At 64.6% G+C, this 16,858-nt stretch carries 13 protein-coding genes; all 13 read right to left on the reverse strand.

What is annotated here, in order from left to right:
* Positions 1–13: 13 nt before the first annotated feature.
* The 13 genes from glgC to FHS94_RS12425 all read right to left on the reverse strand — a co-directional run bounded on the left by glgC (position 14) and on the right by FHS94_RS12425 (position 16,858).
* Positions 14–1,270 carry a glucose-1-phosphate adenylyltransferase gene (glgC, locus tag FHS94_RS12365; protein WP_184058276.1) on the reverse strand — a complete coding sequence of 419 codons (1,257 nt, stop codon included), beginning with the start codon at positions 1,268–1,270 and terminating at the stop codon, positions 14–16.
* A gap of 42 nt (positions 1,271–1,312) precedes the next feature.
* The gene (gene glgB / locus FHS94_RS12370; RefSeq protein ID WP_184058278.1) at positions 1,313–3,475 is read right to left on the reverse strand and encodes a 1,4-alpha-glucan branching protein GlgB; all 2,163 of its coding nucleotides are present in this window, start codon (positions 3,473–3,475) and stop codon (positions 1,313–1,315) included.
* Positions 3,472–5,913: a glycogen/starch/alpha-glucan phosphorylase gene (locus FHS94_RS12375; RefSeq protein ID WP_343055274.1), complete on the reverse strand. Its 2,442-nt coding sequence runs from the start codon at positions 5,911–5,913 to the stop codon at positions 3,472–3,474. The genes glgB and FHS94_RS12375 overlap by 4 nt, the downstream gene beginning before the upstream one ends.
* Before the next feature lie 57 nt (positions 5,914–5,970).
* A complete protein-coding gene (locus FHS94_RS12380) occupies positions 5,971–7,275 on the reverse strand; it encodes an Nramp family divalent metal transporter (RefSeq protein ID WP_184058280.1) in 1,305 nt (434 codons plus the stop codon).
* An 81-nt stretch (positions 7,276–7,356) separates the two neighbouring features.
* Entirely contained in the window at positions 7,357–8,700 is a 1,344-nt protein-coding gene (locus tag FHS94_RS12385) for a PQQ-dependent sugar dehydrogenase (protein WP_184058282.1), read from the reverse strand.
* 191 nt (positions 8,701–8,891) lie between these two features.
* On the reverse strand, positions 8,892–11,108 hold the full coding sequence (gene katG / locus FHS94_RS12390; protein WP_184058284.1) for a catalase/peroxidase HPI: 2,217 nt from the start codon (positions 11,106–11,108) through the stop codon (positions 8,892–8,894).
* A gap of 116 nt (positions 11,109–11,224) precedes the next feature.
* A complete protein-coding gene (locus tag FHS94_RS12395) occupies positions 11,225–12,145 on the reverse strand; it encodes a hemolysin family protein (RefSeq protein WP_184058286.1) in 921 nt (306 codons plus the stop codon).
* 9 nt (positions 12,146–12,154) lie between these two features.
* Positions 12,155–12,679: an rRNA maturation RNase YbeY gene (gene ybeY, locus FHS94_RS12400; protein ID WP_184058288.1), complete on the reverse strand. Its 525-nt coding sequence runs from the start codon at positions 12,677–12,679 to the stop codon at positions 12,155–12,157.
* Positions 12,672–13,676 carry a PhoH family protein gene (locus tag FHS94_RS12405; protein ID WP_184058291.1) on the reverse strand — a complete coding sequence of 335 codons (1,005 nt, stop codon included), beginning with the start codon at positions 13,674–13,676 and terminating at the stop codon, positions 12,672–12,674. The genes ybeY and FHS94_RS12405 overlap by 8 nt, the downstream gene beginning before the upstream one ends.
* A 180-nt stretch (positions 13,677–13,856) precedes the next feature.
* The gene (miaB, locus tag FHS94_RS12410) at positions 13,857–15,188 is read right to left on the reverse strand and encodes a tRNA (N6-isopentenyl adenosine(37)-C2)-methylthiotransferase MiaB (RefSeq protein WP_184058293.1); all 1,332 of its coding nucleotides are present in this window, start codon (positions 15,186–15,188) and stop codon (positions 13,857–13,859) included.
* Positions 15,189–15,239: 51 nt separating this feature from the next.
* Positions 15,240–15,950, reverse strand: coding sequence for a lysophospholipid acyltransferase family protein (locus FHS94_RS12415; protein WP_246348597.1), 711 nt, complete (start codon positions 15,948–15,950; stop codon positions 15,240–15,242).
* A gap of 23 nt (positions 15,951–15,973) precedes the next feature.
* Positions 15,974–16,396, reverse strand: a complete 423-nt coding sequence (locus FHS94_RS12420; protein ID WP_184058295.1) for a Fur family transcriptional regulator — start codon at positions 16,394–16,396, stop codon at positions 15,974–15,976.
* Positions 16,397–16,456: 60 nt separating this feature from the next.
* Complete coding sequence (locus FHS94_RS12425; RefSeq protein WP_184058516.1) at positions 16,457–16,858, reverse strand: Ros/MucR family transcriptional regulator; 402 nt, start codon at positions 16,856–16,858, stop codon at positions 16,457–16,459.

Raw genomic sequence — 16,858 nt, forward strand, 5'->3', positions numbered from 1 at the left:
TCACTTTCGGCGCTCACACCAGCCGGTCGATCATCGGCTGGGTGATCAGGCACACGCCCTTATCGGTACGGCGAAAGCGCTTGCTGTCGAGCAAGGGGTCGTCGCCCACTACCAGGCCGTCCGGAATGTGGACGCCACGGTCTATCACCACCCGGCGCAAGCGCGCGCCGCGGCCGATATGGCAATAGGGGAGCACCACCGCCTCATCGAGCATCGAGAAGCTGTGCGACCGCACGCCCGTGGACAATAGCGAACGGTGGATGGAGGAGCCCGATATGATGCAGTTGCCTGCCACCAGGCTCGCCACCGCCGAACCACGGCGCCCGTCGACGTCATGGACGAACTTTGCCGGTGGCGTGATCTCCGAATAGGTCCACAACGGCCAGCTATGGTCGTACAGGTCCAGCTCCGGCACGACATCCGTCAGGTCCAGGTTCGCGTCGAAATAGGCATCAATGGTGCCCACGTCGCGCCAATAGGCCCCTGGTTCGCCGGCCGAGCGCACGCAGCTCGACGAGAAGCGGTGCGCCTGCGCCTTGCCGTGCTCGACCAAGTAGGGGATCAGGTCCTTGCCGAAATCGCGGCTTGATCCCGGCGTATCGGCGTCCCGGCGTAGCTGTTCGATCAGAAAGCGGGTGGTGAAGACATAGATGCCCAGGCTTGCCAGCGCCACGTCTGGGCTGCCGGGGATCGCGGGTGGGTCCTTGGGCTTTTCGATGAAGTCGATGATCCGGTCGTCGCCATCGACGTGCATCACGCCAAAGCCGGTTGCCTCCATCCGGGGCACTTCCATGCAGGCGACCGTCACGTCCGCACCGCTGTTGCAGTGCTGCTGGAGCATGACCTCATAGTCCATCTTGTAGATATGGTCGCCCGCCAGGATGACCATGAACTCAGGGCCATAGCTCTCGATGATGTCGATGTTCTGGAACACCGCGTCCGCAGTGCCTTCGTACCATTGGAACTCGGAGATACGCTGACTGGCGGGCAGGATGTCGAAGCTTTCGTTGCGTTCGGGACGCAGGAAGTTCCAGCCGCGCTGCAGGTGGCGGATCAGGCTGTGCGCCTTGTACTGCGTCGCGACGCCGATGCGCCGGATGCCGGAATTAAGTGCGTTCGACAGCGCGAAATCGATGATCCGCGATTTCCCGCCGAAATATACGGCAGGTTTGGCGCGAGTGTCCGTCATTTCATGCAGACGACTGCCGCGCCCGCCTGCAAGCACATAGGCCATGGCATCTCGCGCCAATGGTCCTTTGCGATTGTCCATATCCTCTCCCTCCTGTTCGCGGCGTGTGCAACGCCGTCGCCCCTATTCTTCCAGTTCGAGCATGATGGTCGCGAGCGGCGGAAGCGTGACCCACGCCGTCCCCCCTTTCGCTTCCACCACGCCCAAATTACCCAAGCCCGACCCCCAGTAGAAATGAGCGTCAGAGTTGATCACTTCGCGCCAGCGCCCGTCGGCTAGCGGCACGCGATAGGGCGCGCGCGCGACGGGCGTGAGGTTGGCAATGACCGCGATTGGCGGATGGCCCGGCGCCTTGCGCAGCCACGCGAATACCGAGTTTTCCGCATCGTCAGACACCAGCCATTCGAACCCGTCGGGCTCACAGTCGCGGGCGTGCAGCGCCGGCTTCTCGCGGTACAGGCGGTTGAGGTCGCGAACCAGTGTCCGCACCCCGTCATGCGCCGCGGAGTTGAGCAGATCCCAGTCGAGTGCGCGTGCTTCGGACCATTCGCGCCGTTGGGCGAACTCCTGGCCCATGAACAACAGCTTCTTGCCCGGATGGCCCCACATCAGCGCGTAATAGGCACGCAAATTGGCGAACTGCTGCCAGTCATCGCCCGCCATCTTGGTCAGCAGCGACCCCTTGCCATGCACCACCTCGTCATGGCTGAGCGGCAGCACGAAATTCTCGCTGAACGCATAGGCCAGGCCGAACGTCATGTCGTGGTGGTGGTAGCGGCGATGAACCGCCTCGCGTGTCATGTACTGGAGCGTGTCGTGCATCCAGCCCATGTTCCACTTGAACCCAAAGCCCAGATTGGTGCGCGGCGCGTCCTCATTCGCCGGTGCCGATACGCCGGGCCAGGCGGTTGATTCCTCGGCTACCGTGAACACGCCGGGATGGGCACCGTACACGGCCGCGTTGACATGCCGCAGGAAGTCCACTGCTTCCCAATTCTCACGTCCGCCGCCCGCGTTCGGGATCCATTCGCCCGCCTTGCGCGAATAATCGCGGTACAGCATCGACGCGACCGCATCCACGCGCAGCGCGTCGAGATGATAGCGCTCGGCCCAGAACAGCGCGTTGTTGATCAGGAACGAGGCAACCTCTCGCCGGCCAAAATTGTAGATTGCCGTGTTCCAGTCGGGGTGGAAGCCCAGCCTGGGGTCCTCATGCTCGTACAGCGCGGTGCCGTCGAAGCGAGAAAGTCCGAACGCATCGGTCGGGAAGTGCGCGGGCACCCAGTCGAGAATGACCCCGACGCCCGCCTTGTGCGCACCGTCCACGAAACGCGCAAAGCCCTCATGGTCGCCGAACCGCGCTGACGGCGCATAAAGCCCCGTCGCCTGATAGCCCCAGCTCGGATCATAAGGATGCTCGGTGATCGGCAGGAACTCGATATGGGTGAACCCCATCTCGACCACATAGGGGATCAGACGTTCGGCGAGCGCGTCCCAGGTCAGGAACCAGCCATTCTCGTCGCGATCCCAGGACCCGGCATGGACTTCATAGATGGACATCGGACAGCGGCGCGGGTCGACGCTCGCCCAGTGCGCGCGGTGCGCGTCGTCGTCGAAATCGTGGTGCGGCGGGCCGGTCGTGATCGACGCAGTGGCGGGCCGCAGCTCGGCGGCGAAGGCGAAAGGATCGGCTTTTAGCGGCTGTACCTGCCCGTCGGCCCCGACGATTTCGAACTTGTAGCTTCGCCCCGCGCCAAGGTCGGGAACGAAGATCTCCCAAACGCCAACGTCATTGCGGCGCCGCATCACGTGACGCCGCCCGTCCCAGTCGTTGAAGTCGCCGACCACCGACACGCGGCGCGCATTGGGTGCCCAGACTGCAAAGTGCACGCCACGCGCGCCCTGGTGCTCGACCATGTGAGCGCCAAGCTTGTCGAACAGGCGGCGGTGGGTTCCTTCCGCCATCAACAGGTCGTCGATCGGCCCCAGCACCGGGCCAAAGCTGTACGGGTCGCCGACCCACCATTCGACGCCTGCCGCCCCGGCGCGGTATTTGACCGGCTGCGGTTCGCCCGCGATCACGCCCTCGAACAGGCCGCGATCGTCGATGCGTTCCAGCGCACCCAGGTCGTCGCCGGCCAGGCTGAATGCCTGCGCTACTTCAGACCCGGGCAGCCAGACGCGGGCAAACGTGCCCTCGGGCCCCGCATGGGTGCCCAGCAGCGAGAAAGGATCATCGTGGCGCCCTTCCAGAAGCGCGGAAAGGGCGCCACGCGGCGGCTTCACATGACGCCCCAGATCTGGCGGGCATATTCGGAGATGGTGCGGTCGGAGGAAAACCAGCCGACGCGGGCGACGTTGCGGATCGCGGCTGCGTTCCAGTCACCCTCGTTACGCCAGCGCGCATCCACCCCACGCTGTGCGGCATCATACGCGTCGAAGTCCGCGGCGACCATGAACCAGTCATGGTCGTACAGGCCGGCGATCAGGCCCTTGTACCGGTCGGGATCGTCGGGAGAGAAAACGCCGGACGCGATGGCTTCCACCGCCTGGCGCAGTTCGGGCGAGTTATCGATCACCGCACGGGGATCATAGCCTTCACGCCGCTGTGCAACCTCTTCGGCGGTCATGCCGAAGATCACGATATTCTCGTCGCCAACCCGGTCCTTGATCTCGATATTGGCGCCATCGAGCGTCCCGATCGTCAGCGCACCGTTCAGCGCGAATTTCATGTTGCCGGTGCCCGACGCTTCCATGCCGGCCGTGCTGATCTGTTCGGACAGGTTGGCGGCCGGGATGATCTTCTCGGCCAGGCTGACGTTGTAATTGGGCACGAACGCGACTTTCAGCAGGTCGCCGATCGCAGGGTCGCCGTTGACGCGGCGGGCGACATCATTGGCCAGCTTGATGATCAACTTGGCGTTGTGATAGCTCGACGCGGCCTTGCCTGCAAAGATCTTTACCCGTGGCACCCAGTCGCGCTCGGGATGGCTTCTGATCTGGTCGTACAGGGCCACTGTCTCAAGGATGTTGAGCAGTTGGCGCTTATATTCATGGATCCGCTTGATCTGGACGTCGAACAGGGCGTCCGGATCAAGCTTGAGGCGCATGCTCTCCTGAAGATAGGTTGCCAACATCCGCTTGTTTGAACGCTTAACTGCGGCGAAACGCTCCCGAAACGAAGCATCGTCTGCAAATGGGACAAGGTCGGCCAACCGCTCGGCATCATCCAGGAAAGCGGGGCCGATCGCCTCCGTCACGAGGGCGGTAAGCCCCGGATTACATTGCTGAAGCCATCGGCGTGGGGTGATGCCGTTGGTCTTGTTGTTGATCCGGTCCGGATACAGCCGATGAAGATCGGCAAATACGGTGGACTTCATCAGGTCGGTGTGAAGCGCCGCGACACCGTTCACGCTGTGTGCGCCCGCAAAGGCCAGGTTAGCCATGCGCACGCGACGTTCGCTGCCCCATGCGCCGCCCTCGTCGATCAGGCTGATCGCGCGGATCGCCTCCTCGCTGGTGTCGGCAGCCCGCGCCTCCTTAAGCAGGCGCGCATTGATGGCATAGACCAGTTGCATGTGCCGCGGCAGCAGCCGCTCGAACAGCGACAAGGGCCAGCTTTCCAGCGCTTCTGGCAGCAGCGTGTGGTTGGTGTAGCCGAAGGTTGCGCGCGTGATCTCCCACGCTTCGTCGAATGGCAGATCGTGATGGTCGACCAGCAGGCGCATCAACTCTGCAACCGACACCGCCGGGTGAGTATCGTTGAGCTGGATTGCCGCCTTGTCGGGCAGGGTGCGAATGTCGCCGAAATACTGGACGTGGCGGCGAACAATGTCCTGGATGGACGCGGACGAGAAGAAATATTCCTGCCGCAACCGCAGTTCCTGCCCGGCCGGCGTGGAGTCTGCGGGATACAGCACGCGGACCAGTGTTTCGGCGCGGACTTGCCCCGCCAGCGCGAGCTCATGATCGCCCGCGTTGAAGGCGTCGAGCCGGATGGGGTCAAAGGCGCGCGCGGTCCACAGGCGTAGCGTGTTGACCCGCTTGCCGCGCCATCCCACCACGGGCGTGTCAACGGCCACGGCCTCAACCGCCTCGGCCGGGTCCCAATGCGCACGGCCGTCTGCCAGCGTATCCACATCCCCGCCGAAACCGATGAAGTAGGCGCTTTCCCGCCGTTCGAACTCCCACGGGTTGCCATAACGCAGCCAGGTTTCGGGCAGCTCGACCTGCCAGCCCTTGTCGATGCGCTGGCGGAACATGCCGTTCACATAACGGATGCCATAGCCATAGGCGGGCAGGTCGAGGCTCGCGAGGCTTTCCATGAAGCACGCGGCCAGCCGCCCCAGGCCGCCATTGCCGAGTGCTGCGTCAGGCTCGATCTCCTCGAGCTCCCCGATGTCCACGCCCAGTCCGTCGAGTGCGGTGCGAACCTCCTCCATGACGCCCAGGTTCGACAAAGCGTCGCGCAGCAACCGGCCGATCAGGAACTCGAGGCTGAGGTAATAGACCCGCTTGGCGCCGGCAGCGTGGGCCGCCTTGGTCGATTCCATCCAGCGCTCGATGATGTCGTTGCGCACGGTCAGGATCGTCGCGGCCAGCCAGTCATGAGGCAGCGCGGCATCAGCGTCCTTGCCGATCCGGTGGACCAGCGTGTCGACGATCTGGGCGGCGAGGGGAGGAGTGATGGTGGGCGAATCTGGCAAAGTGGCGGTGTCGGTCACAGGCGTCCTTTTAGCCGTCGCGGGGCTGAGCGACGACCGATCGATTGGTGAAATGGCTTAAAGCATTCCGGTGAGCAGTTTGACATTGAGCCCGATGATGACGGCGGCAATCGTCCAGGCAAGGATTCGCAGCCACATAGGACTCGCGAACTGTCCCATGATCGTTCGGTTCCCCGTGAAGCTGACCAACGGCACTACGGCGAACGGCAACTGGAGCGACAGCACCACCTGCGACAACACCAGCAGGTCGGTCGCGCCCCGGTCGCCGACCATCGCGATCACCACAACGGCCGGTACTACCGCCAGCAAGCGCGTGACCATGCGACGCAGCCAGACCGGCAGGCGCAGGTCCAGGAACCCTTCCATCACGATCTGGCCCGCCAGCGTTCCCGTTACGGTAGAGTTCTGCCCCGACGCGAGCAGTGCGACTGCAAACACGACGCTCGCTGCGCCTGCGCCCAGCATGGGTGACAAAAGCTGATGCGCTTGTTCGATATCCGCGACGTCGGTCCGCCCCGCGGAATGGAACGCCGCGGCCGCGAGGATCAGGATCGACGCGTTGATGAAGAACGCGAACGCCAGCGCCACTGTGCTGTCGATCGTGGCGAGCTTGATCGCTTCTCCTGTGCCCTCCGCCCGATAGTCTCGGGTCTGGACGATGGAGGAATGGAGGTACAAATTGTGCGGCATCACTGTCGCGCCGAGGATGCCGATCGCCAGGTACAGCTTGGCCGGGTCGGTGACGATCCCCATCGACGGCACCAGGCCGGCCGCCACCGCGCCCCATGCAGGCCGGGCCAGCGCTAGTTCGAAGGCGAAACATCCCGCGATCAGCAACAGCAGCGCGATGATCACCGCTTCCAGCTTGCGGAACCCGAAGCGCTGGAGCGCCAGGATCAGAAACACGTCAAAGGCGGTAAGGATGACGCCCCACAACAGCGGCAGCCCGAACAGCAGCTTCAGCGCGATCGCCGTGCCCAGCACTTCGGCCAGGTCGCAGGCGATGATCGCCAGTTCGCACAACACCCACAGGCTCAGCGTGACCGGGCGCGAATAGCGGGCCCGACATGCCTGGGCGAGGTCCATTCCGCCCGCGATGCCAAGCCGGGCGGACAGCGCCTGAAGCACGATCGCCATCAGGTTCGACAGCAGAACCACCGACAACAGCGTATAACCGAACGCCGACCCGCCCGCGATGTCGGTTGCCCAGTTACCCGGGTCCATATAGCCGACCGCCACCAGATAGCCTGGCCCGGCAAAAGCCAGAAACCGCCGCCACCAGGAACCGCCGACGGGCACAGCGATCGTCCGGTGGCTATCGCCGAGCGAGCGAAGAACGTTCGGGGTTGAGGCGGGAGGCATCAACCAAGCCTTGGCGGATGGTGGCAGGGGTAACAAGCCTGTTGTGGCTGCCTCGGATCAGGTTGCCGTTCGTTGTGCGGCTCAGCGGGCCGCGACGCGGTTGCCGGCGCTCACCCGCCAGATACTGTTGCCGACATCGTCCGCGACCAGCAATGCGCCGGTACGGTCGGTGATCACCCCCACGGGACGCCCACGTGCCTTGCCCTCCCCATCGAGGAAGCCGGTCAGCACGTCGACTGGCTTCGCGCCCGCGGACGGAAAGCCCCCGGCTGCGAACGGCACGAAGACGAGTTTGTAGCCGGATGCGGGCTTGCGGTTCCATGACCCGTGCTCGCTGACAAAGGCGCCGCTGGCCCAGCGCCCGCCAAGCTTCGCATCGTTGGCAAAGGTCAGCCCCAGCGCCGCGACGTGCGGCCCCATCGCGAAATCGGGACGCTTGGCATATTCCTGCAAGGCAGGATTACGCGGCTCCACCCGCGCGTCCGGGTAGCCGCCCCAGTAATACCAGGGCCAACCGAAATGGTCGCCGAATTCGACCTGGGTCAGGTAATCGGGCGCCAGGTCCGATCCGAGCATGTCGCGCTCGTTCACCACCGTCCACAGCTGGCCTGATTGCGGGTTGATGGCCATGCCACTGGGGTTCCGCAGGCCGGCAGCAAACACCCTGAACGTCTTTTCCTTGGGCCAGACCTGCAGGATGTTGGCGCGGAATTTCTCCTGCTCGATCCCATTCTCGGCGATATTGGAGGATGAGCCAACCGACACGAACAGCGTCCGGCCATCAGGCGCCGGCAGGACGTTGCGTGCCCAGTGATTGCCGCCGCCCGGCAGCTTCACAACCAGCTCGGGCCGCGCGGTGATGCGGGTGGCGCCGTCGGTATAGGGCACCCGCACCAGCGCATCGGTATCGGCGATGTAGAGCTGCCCCTGGAAAAGCGTCATGCCGAAGGGTGAGTTCAGCCCCGTCATGAAAATGGTGCGCGCTTCCGCCACCCCGTCGCCGTTCGCATCGCGCAGCAAGGTGATGCGGTTGGCGGAGGGTACGCCCGCCCCGGCCTTGCCCAACAGGAAGTTCATGACGCGCGTGGTGATCCCGCGCGCCGGGCGGGGCGGCGAATTGGTTTCGGCCACCAGCACATCGCCATTGGGCAGGCGATAAAGCCAGCGCGGATGGTCGAGCCCGGTTGCAAACGGCTGCACGGCAAGGCCCGCCGCGGCCGTCGGCCGCGTTCCTGCGGGCCAGCCCACCGCGTCCGCGATCTTGACGGTCGGCAGCATCTGTTCGCGCGGCGCTGTGATCTTTGGGTTGCGCCCTGCGACCTGTTCCACGTCGAGCTTCGCCGTGTCCGGCCAGGCGAAATAGGCGAAAAGCCCACCCCCGGCGATCAGAACGAGCAGCAGGACGCGCAGGAGGTGCTTGAGCATGACGCAACAGGTAGGCCGGCAAACGCGCCGCCACAATCCTTCGCAGCGGATCAGGTCGCGGCTGGCTGTCGCTACGCGGTTCCTGGCTTAGCAAGTCCGGGTTGAACGCCGGGCGGCCAACACCGCCACACACGCGAAAAGGCCGCCGGCATCGCTGCCGACGGCCCTTCCGCACGGAACGCTTGTTCGTCTTAGTCGGCCAGTTCGTATCGGTCGGCGTTCATGACCTTGGTCCACGCCACCACAAAGTCCTTCACGAATTTCTCGTGCGCGTCGTCCATGGCATATACTTCGGCCAGCGCACGAAGCTGGGAGTTGGAGCCGAACACCAGGTCGGTGCGCGACGCGGTCCACTTGTGCTCATGCGTGAAGCGATCGGTTCCGACAAACTCCTCGTCCGACTCGTCGCTGATCTGCTTCCACGCGGTGCCCATGTCGAGCAAGTTGCGGAAGAAGTCGGTCGTCAGCTGGCCGAGGCGATCGGTGAACTGACCGTGCTTGCCTGCCTTGGGGTCGTTGACGCCCAGCACGCGCAGGCCGCCGATCAGTACCGTCATCTCAGGGCTCGACAGGTCGAGCAGCTGGGCGCGGTCGATCATCAACTCCTCGGTCGGGACGTTGTACTTAACCTGCAGGTAATTGCGGAACGCGTCTGCCTTGGGCTCGAGCACATCGAAGCTTTCCGCGTCGGTCTGCTCGGCAGAGGCATCGGTCCGACCCGGCTTGAACGGCACCTCGATGTCATGGCCGGCGGCCTTGGCCGCTTGCTCGATGCCAACGGAACCGCCAAGCACGATCAGGTCGGCGATCGAAACCTTCTTGGCGCCCTTGCCGTCGAAGTCCGCCTTGATCTGCTCATATTTGGCGAGAACGCGGGCGAGCTGCTCGGGCTGGTTGACCTCCCAGTCCTTCTGCGGGGCCAGTCGGATGCGGGCACCGTTGGCGCCGCCGCGGCAGTCGGACACGCGCCAGGTCGATGCCGACGCCCAGGCGGTGCCGACCAGCTCGGACACGGTCAGGCCCGAACTGGCGATAACGCCCTTCAACTCGGTAACGTCCTGCGTCTCGATCTGCGGGTAATCGGCGGGCGGAATCGGATCCTGCCAGATCAGGTCTTCCTGCGGCACTTCCGGGCCCAACAGGCGGACGCGCGGGCCCATGTCACGGTGGGTCAGCTTGAACCAGGCACGTGCCCACGCGTCTGCGAAGTAGGCCGGGTCCGCCCGGAACTTCTCCATCACCGCGCGGTATGCCGGGTCGACCTTCAGCGCCATGTCGGCGGAGGTCATCATGGTTGGCACCTTCTTGCCTTCCACGTGCGCCGACGGCGCCAGCGTGTCTTCCGGGTTGCCTACCGGCTGGAACTGGAACGCACCCGCCGGGCTCTTCACGATTTCATATTCGTGGTCGAGCAGCATGTCGAAATAGGTCATGTCCCAGCTGATCGGCGTCGGCGTCCACGCACCTTCCAGGCCGGACGTGATCGTGTCGTCACCCATGCCGGTGCCGTGCGTCGATGCCCAGCCCAGGCCCTGGCTGGCGATGTCCGCGCCCTCGGGCTCCTTGCCGACCTTGCTGGCGTCGCCGTTACCGTGCGCCTTGCCAAAGGTATGGCCGCCGGCGGTCAGTGCTGCGGTCTCCTCGTCGTTCATGCCCATGCGGCTGAACGTTTCGCGCATGTCGCGAGCGGAGCCCATCGGGTTGGGGCAACCGCCCGGACCTTCGGGATTCACATAGATGAGGCCGTGCTGGATCGCGGCCAGCGGCGATTCGAGGGTCAGGCCGGCTTCTTCATCGATGCGGGTCTGGCCCAGCCACTCCTCCTCGGTGCCCCAGTACACGTCCTGCTCGGGCTCGAAGCTGTCTTCGCGACCGCCGCCAAAGCCAAAGGTCGGGCCGCCCATCGATTCGATTGCCACATTGCCGGTCAGGATGAACAAGTCCGCCCAGGACAGCTTCGCGCCGTATTTCTGCTTGATCGGCCACAACAGGCGACGCGCCTTGTCGAGGTTGCCGTTGTCCGGCCACGAGTTCAGCGGCGCAAAACGCTGCTGCCCGGACGAGGAGCCGCCGCGGCCATCACCGGTGCGATAGGTACCGGCCGAGTGCCAGGCCATGCGAATGAAGAAGGGCCCGTAATGACCATAGTCGGCCGGCCACCAGGGCTTGCTGTCCGTCATCAAGGCCGTCAGATCGGCCTTCAGCTGGGCATAGTCGATCGTCTGGAAAGCTTTGCCGTAGTTGAACTCGTCGCCATAGGGGTTCGACGACTTGCCCTTTTGATGCAGGATGTGAAGCGACAGCGCCTCTGGCCACCAATCGCGCGGCGTCTGGCCGAGCAGCCTTCGCAGCGCTTCCGGCTGCTTCTTGGGATCGTTGATCGGGCTTTCGGAGCTAATCGCGTCCATAATCTCTCTCCAGCGTGACTTGGCGGGGATGCTACCGCGTCGCCAGAGATTTAGCGAATAATTTGATCTGATCGTGACCAGCGAGAAAATCGATTACTCGCCGGTCACGACCAGCTTTACGCATCCTCTTCGACGCGCTCGACCACAGGGGGATGGAGCCGCAGGCGATTGACTCGACGCTCGTCCGCATCGGTCACCTCCAGCCGCCAGCCGGAAGGATGGTCGACGCACTCACCAACCGCCGGCACGCGCCCGGCCAGCACGGCTGCCAGCCCGCCGATCGTATCCACGTCGCTGTCCGCACGGCCCAGGCGCGTGTCGATCAACTCGGCCGCGTCCTCCAGTTCCGCGCGCGCGTCAGCGTCCCAGGCGCCGCCGTCGATCGGGACCAGCAGCGCTTCTGGCGCTTCGTCATGCTCATCCTCGATATGGCCGACAATCTCCTCGATCAGGTCCTCGATCGTGACCAGACCCTCGGTGCCGGAGAACTCGTCGAGCACGATGGCAAGATGCACTCGCTTGGCGCGCATGTCGGCCAGCAGGTCCAACGCGCCACGGCTCATGGGCACATAAAGCGGCTCGCGGATCAGGTCGGTGATCGACTCGGGCTTGGCCGCACCCGTCGCCAGGATCGCGAACACGTCCTTGACGTGCACCATGCCGATCACATGATCCAGGCTGTCGCGGTATACGGGCAGGCGGCTATGCCCCGCTTCGGCAAAGATCTGGACGAGGTGGTCGAACGTCGTCGCCTGTTCCACCGCGACGATGTCGGCGCGCGGGACACCAACATCGCCCGCGTCACGCTCACCGAAGTGCAGCAGGTTGCGAACCATCTGCCTTTCGAGAAGCGACAGGTCGCCGGGCTCGTCCGGGGCGGGATCGCCCTCGTGCCGGTCCAGCGCATCCTCCAACTGGTCGCGCAACGTGTCCTCGGCATCGTTGCCGAAGATCAATCCCTTAAGCCCGCGCCAGATGCTTCCCTCGTCGCCGTTGGACGGGGCGCCCGCGCGGGCGCTACTTCGGTCGTCGGCCATGGCCGGTATTCATTCCTCCCTGACGAGGTAGGGATCCGCGATGCCAAGCGAGCCAAGCGCCTGGCGCTCGATCTCTTCCATGGCGTCCGCTTCCCCGTCCTCCAGATGATCATAGCCTAGCAGATGCAGAACGCCGTGCACCATCAAATGGGTTGCATGGGTTTCTACGGAGATGCCGCGCTCGGCCGCTTCGGCAACGCACACGCCATGGGCGAGCACGATATCGCCCAGCAGCAACTCCCCATCGTCCGAGTTCTGGCTGACCGTGTCGATCAGGTCTGCCTGGATCATGGGAAAGGACAGGACGTTGGTCGGCTTGTCCTTGCCGCGATACTGCGCGTTGAGGCCGCGCACTTCCTCATCGGAGGCGAGCCGCACCGATAATTCGACCAGCGCTGGCGTGGTCAGGAGCTCGCCATGCGGCGTGCGCTCGATCGCGGCCCGGGCGGCGCGGGTGGCAAGCGCCTCCCAATCGGAACCTCCGGCCGGCGCTTCCGGCCAGGGTTCCTCCCGCAACAGGGCGATTTCAAGCATCGGTGCCCTCGTAAGCTTCAACGATACGCCCGACGATGGGATGGCGAACGACGTCGCCCGCACCGAATCGCGCAAAGGCGATGCCCTCGACGCCCTCAAGCCGGCGGGTCGCGTCGGCAAGCCCCGATGCCTGCACGCCGCCCGGCAGATCGGTCTGGTTGGGGTCGCCACAGATGACCATGCGGCTGTTCTGGCCGAACCGGGTCAGGAACATCTTCATCTGCGCGGGCGTGGTGTTCTGCGCCTCGTCCAGAATAACGAACGCGTCCGCCAGCGTGCGCCCGCGCATGAACGCGATCGGCGCGATCTCGATTTCCCCACTCGCGATCCGGCGTTCGACCTGCTCGGCTGGCAAGCAGTCGTACAGCGCGTCGTAGAGCGGGCGAAGGTATGGATCGACCTTCTCTTTCATGTCGCCGGGCAGGAAGCCCAGTCGTTCGCCCGCTTCCACGGCGGGACGTGACAGGATCAGCCGCTGAACGGAGCCTGTGATGAGCTGCGCCACCGCCTGCGCGACCGCGACATAGGTCTTGCCGGTACCTGCGGGCCCGAGGGCGAAGATCATCTCGTGGCTGGTCAGCGCGCGCATATAGTGTGCCTGTGCCGGCGTGCGCGGGACAATGGTCTTCTTGCGGGTACGGATCATGACAGAGGGCGCACCGGCGCCGCCGCCATCGGCGCGAATGATGCCGTCGAAATGCGGTTCGTCCGCCATGGCGATGGATGCGTCGACAAGACCCGTGTCGACCTCTTCACCGCGGCTGATCCGCGCATAGAGATCGTTCAGCACGTCACGAGCAAGCGCCACCTGCTCCGCTGATCCTTCAAGTCCCACCCGGTTGCCGCGTGCGGTGATATAGACCCCCAGGCGGTTCTCCAGAGCGACCAGATGCTGGTCGTACTGGCCGAACAACTGGCTCAGATACTGGGGTTTGTCGAACAACAGTTCCAGGCGGCTGCGTTCGCCAGGCTGAGCGGGGACGGGCTTTCGACTCATGCGATCCTTTCGGGCGGGGGCACGATTGCCATGTAGGGACGGGCACTGGTCCAGAGAAGCGGTGGGAAGAGGACACGGCCAATCACGCGATCAAGAAAGTGGCACGGCTCGCGCCCGGGTAACAGCCGGAATCCGTATCACCTGAAGCAAGATGGCCGGGATGAACCCGCCGCCTCCCGATCAGGCAGCGACGGCAGCCGGGGACACGGGCACACCGGCCAGCGAGTTTGGCCCCGCCTGAATCAGGTCGACCTCCACCAGTGCGCCGATCGGCGCCTCGGTCAACAGGTGCACCGACTGGAGCCAGGGCGACTTGCCCAGCATCTGGCCGGCAAGCTTGCCCCGCCGTTCCACCAGCACCGTGCAGCGCCGCCCCAGGCTGGCGCGGTTGAACGCGTGCTGGTCGCGGTTGAGCGAGGCCTGCAACCGCTGAAGCCGGTCGTCCATCACCTCCGGTGCGATCTGGTCGGAGATCTCGGCGGCGGGAGTGCCGGGGCGCGGACTGTACTTGAAGGAGAACGCCTGGGCATAGCCGACCTCGTCGACAAGGCTCAGTGTGTCGGCGAACTCGGCCTCCGTCTCACCCGGAAATCCTACAATGAAGTCGCCCGACAAGGCGATGTCTGGCCGCACGGCGCGGATGCGGTCGAGCAGGCGCAGATAGCCGTCACGCGTGTGGTGGCGGTTCATCGCGCGCAGCACCCGGTCGGCGCCCGCCTGCACGGGCAGGTGCAGGAATGGCATCAGGCTTTCGACCTCGCCATGCGCGCGGATCAGCCCCTCGGCCATGTCGTTGGGGTGACTGGTCGTATACCGAATGCGGGAAAGGCCGGGGATGCGGTCGAGCACGCGGATCAGGTCGTGCAGCCCGCGACCGTCCGCGTCCGCCCAGGCGTTCACGTTCTGGCCGAGGAGCGTGATCTCGCGCGCACCGGCATCGACCAGAGCCCGGGCTTCGTCGATGATCGCGTCGAAGCCGCGGCTGACTTCTGCGCCACGAGTATAGGGCACGACGCAATAGGTGCAGAACTTGTCGCATCCTTCCTGCACGGTCAGAAAAGCGCTGGGCGCCACACTGCGACGCGCAGGGAGCCGGCCGAACTTGGCAAGGCGGGCGAGGTCGGTGTCGAGTGCTGGCGTACCCGCCGCTGCATCGGCGACCAGACGCGGTAGATTGTGATAGGCTTGTGGCCCGACCACCACGTCCACCTTTGCGCGGGCAACGATTTCCTCACCCTCCGCCTGTGCGACACAGCCGGCAACCGCGATCATCGGCGCGGTCCGACCCTCCAGCCGCGCATTCTTGCGCAGCCGGCCGATGTCCGAATAAACCTTCTCGGTCGCCCTTTCGCGGATGTGACAGGTGTTGAGCACCACCAGGTCAGCGCTGCCAGCGTCCGCAGCCGCGGTCATGCCGTCGGCGGCCATCAACTCGGCCATCCGCTCGCCGTCATAGACGTTCATCTGGCAGCCGAACGACTTGACGTGAAAGGTTTTTGGAGGGGACGACATCTCGCGGCCCTGTACCCGGTTAAGCCCTGATGGTGAAGGGGTGGCCGCAGGTCAGCCCTGTTGAGCTTGCGTGCGCGTGCCCAAGGCTTCTTCGATCCGTTCGCGCGCGGTGGCGGCAATGGCTTTGCGACCGCCAGCCGCAACGGGGTCGATCGGTTTCAGGCAGTGCACCCTGACGGCTATTGTGCCGACCCGCCCCAGGACGCGGCGCGCGTTGGCGGCTCCACCCTCTTCGCCCCATGCGACCTCAGCGGCAAGGTTCCCATAGTCCAGGAATACAGGCTGCAGCCGTGCCCCTGGCGAGGGCGGGTCGAGGGCGCCGAACAGCGCCGGCTTGAAGGGCAACAACGTGACCCCGTCGCCCGTCGTACCTTCGGGGAAAATCGCAACCGGCCCTGCGGCCATGCCCGCCTGGATCGCGGCGATCTGGGCGGGAACGGCCCGGCGCTCATCCCGACGTATGAAGATCGTCCGGTTGAGGGTGGCCAGCCAGCCGATGACCGGCACGCCCTCCAGCTCCGCCTTGGATACGAAGGCGCAGCCGCACGTGCCGCCCAGGATAAGGATGTCGAGCCAGCTGAGATGATTGGCGACCACCATCACATCTTGCCGCAAGGGCTCGCCGACCAAGCTGGCCCGGACACCGCAAGCGCGTGCCGCGGCAGCGAGGAAGCGGGTAGGCCAGGGGGAAGGCCGCCCGACCACTCGCCACGCTCCATGCATCATCAGATAGCCGGGAACGAGCAGAAGCAGCCGGCTCAAGCGACCGACGAACCGCAGGCGACTCACGCCTTGCGGTCGAGGCTGACGCCGTAAAGCTCCATTCGGTGATCAACCAATCGGAAGCCTAGCTTCTCGGCAATCGCCTTCTGCAATTGCTCGAGTTCGGGATCGACGAACTCGATGACCCGGCCCGACTCGACGTCGATCAAATGGTCGTGATGTGCTTCCGGCGCTGGCTCGTAGCGCGCGCGACCATCGCCGAAGTCGTGGCGGTCGAGGATGCCGGCCTCTTCGAACAGGCGAACCGTGCGGTACACGGTGGCGATGGAGATGCCGGGGTCGATGGCGGATGCACGCTCATAGACCTTCTCGACGTCCGGATGATCCTCTGCCTCGGACAGGACGCGGGCGATCACCCGGCGCTGCTCGGTGATGCGGAGCCCCTTTTGATTGCAAAGGGCTTCAAGATCGATGTTACGCGCCATGGCCTGTATCTACTCGCCTTCGCTTGTTGCGAAAAGCGCTACCGACTCGCAAAAGCCGGATCAGGCGCTTGGTCGTTTCCGATTGGCGGCCGTGCCCAGCCCGATCTGCTTGGCTAGGTCGCGCCGTCGAGCCGCATAAGCGGGCGCAACCATCGGGTAATCAACGGGCAGGTTCCACTTGGCGCGGTACTGTTCGGGGGTCATGTTGTAATGGATCATCAAGTGCCGGCGCAGCATTTTTAAACGCTTACCATCTTCCAGGCAGACAAGATGGTCATCAGCAATCGACTGCTCCGGGGCTACTGCCGGCGGAGCGGCGGTCACTGTCGACGAATCGAGCGCCGCCAAAGCACCATGAACGGTCTGAATCAGTTCGGGGAGGTCACTGGTCGGGACCGAATTGTTGCTCACATGTGCCGCAACAATCTCAGCAGTAAGCGACACCAGTTCGGGACATTCCAT

It is taken from the genome of Sphingomonas aerophila (assembly GCF_014199305.1).
Classification (GTDB): domain Bacteria; phylum Pseudomonadota; class Alphaproteobacteria; order Sphingomonadales; family Sphingomonadaceae; genus Sphingomonas; species Sphingomonas aerophila.

What these genes read in the sequence shown, in the direction of transcription:
- glgC (WP_184058276.1), bottom strand. Translation starts at nt 1,270, where the DNA reads ATGGACAATCGCAAAGGACCATTGGCGCGAGATGCCATGGCCTATGTG.
- FHS94_RS12380 (WP_184058280.1), bottom strand. Translation starts at nt 7,275, where the DNA reads ATGCCTCCCGCCTCAACCCCGAACGTTCTTCGCTCGCTCGGCGATAGC.
- FHS94_RS12385 (WP_184058282.1), bottom strand. Translation starts at nt 8,700, where the DNA reads ATGCTCAAGCACCTCCTGCGCGTCCTGCTGCTCGTTCTGATCGCCGGG.
- katG (WP_184058284.1), bottom strand. Translation starts at nt 11,108, where the DNA reads ATGGACGCGATTAGCTCCGAAAGCCCGATCAACGATCCCAAGAAGCAG.
- FHS94_RS12395 (WP_184058286.1), bottom strand. Translation starts at nt 12,145, where the DNA reads ATGGCCGACGACCGAAGTAGCGCCCGCGCGGGCGCCCCGTCCAACGGC.
- ybeY (WP_184058288.1), bottom strand. Translation starts at nt 12,679, where the DNA reads ATGCTTGAAATCGCCCTGTTGCGGGAGGAACCCTGGCCGGAAGCGCCG.
- FHS94_RS12405 (WP_184058291.1), bottom strand. Translation starts at nt 13,676, where the DNA reads ATGAGTCGAAAGCCCGTCCCCGCTCAGCCTGGCGAACGCAGCCGCCTG.
- miaB (WP_184058293.1), bottom strand. Translation starts at nt 15,188, where the DNA reads ATGTCGTCCCCTCCAAAAACCTTTCACGTCAAGTCGTTCGGCTGCCAG.
- FHS94_RS12420 (WP_184058295.1), bottom strand. Translation starts at nt 16,396, where the DNA reads ATGGCGCGTAACATCGATCTTGAAGCCCTTTGCAATCAAAAGGGGCTC.
- FHS94_RS12425 (WP_184058516.1), bottom strand. Translation starts at nt 16,858, where the DNA reads ATGGAATGTCCCGAACTGGTGTCGCTTACTGCTGAGATTGTTGCGGCA.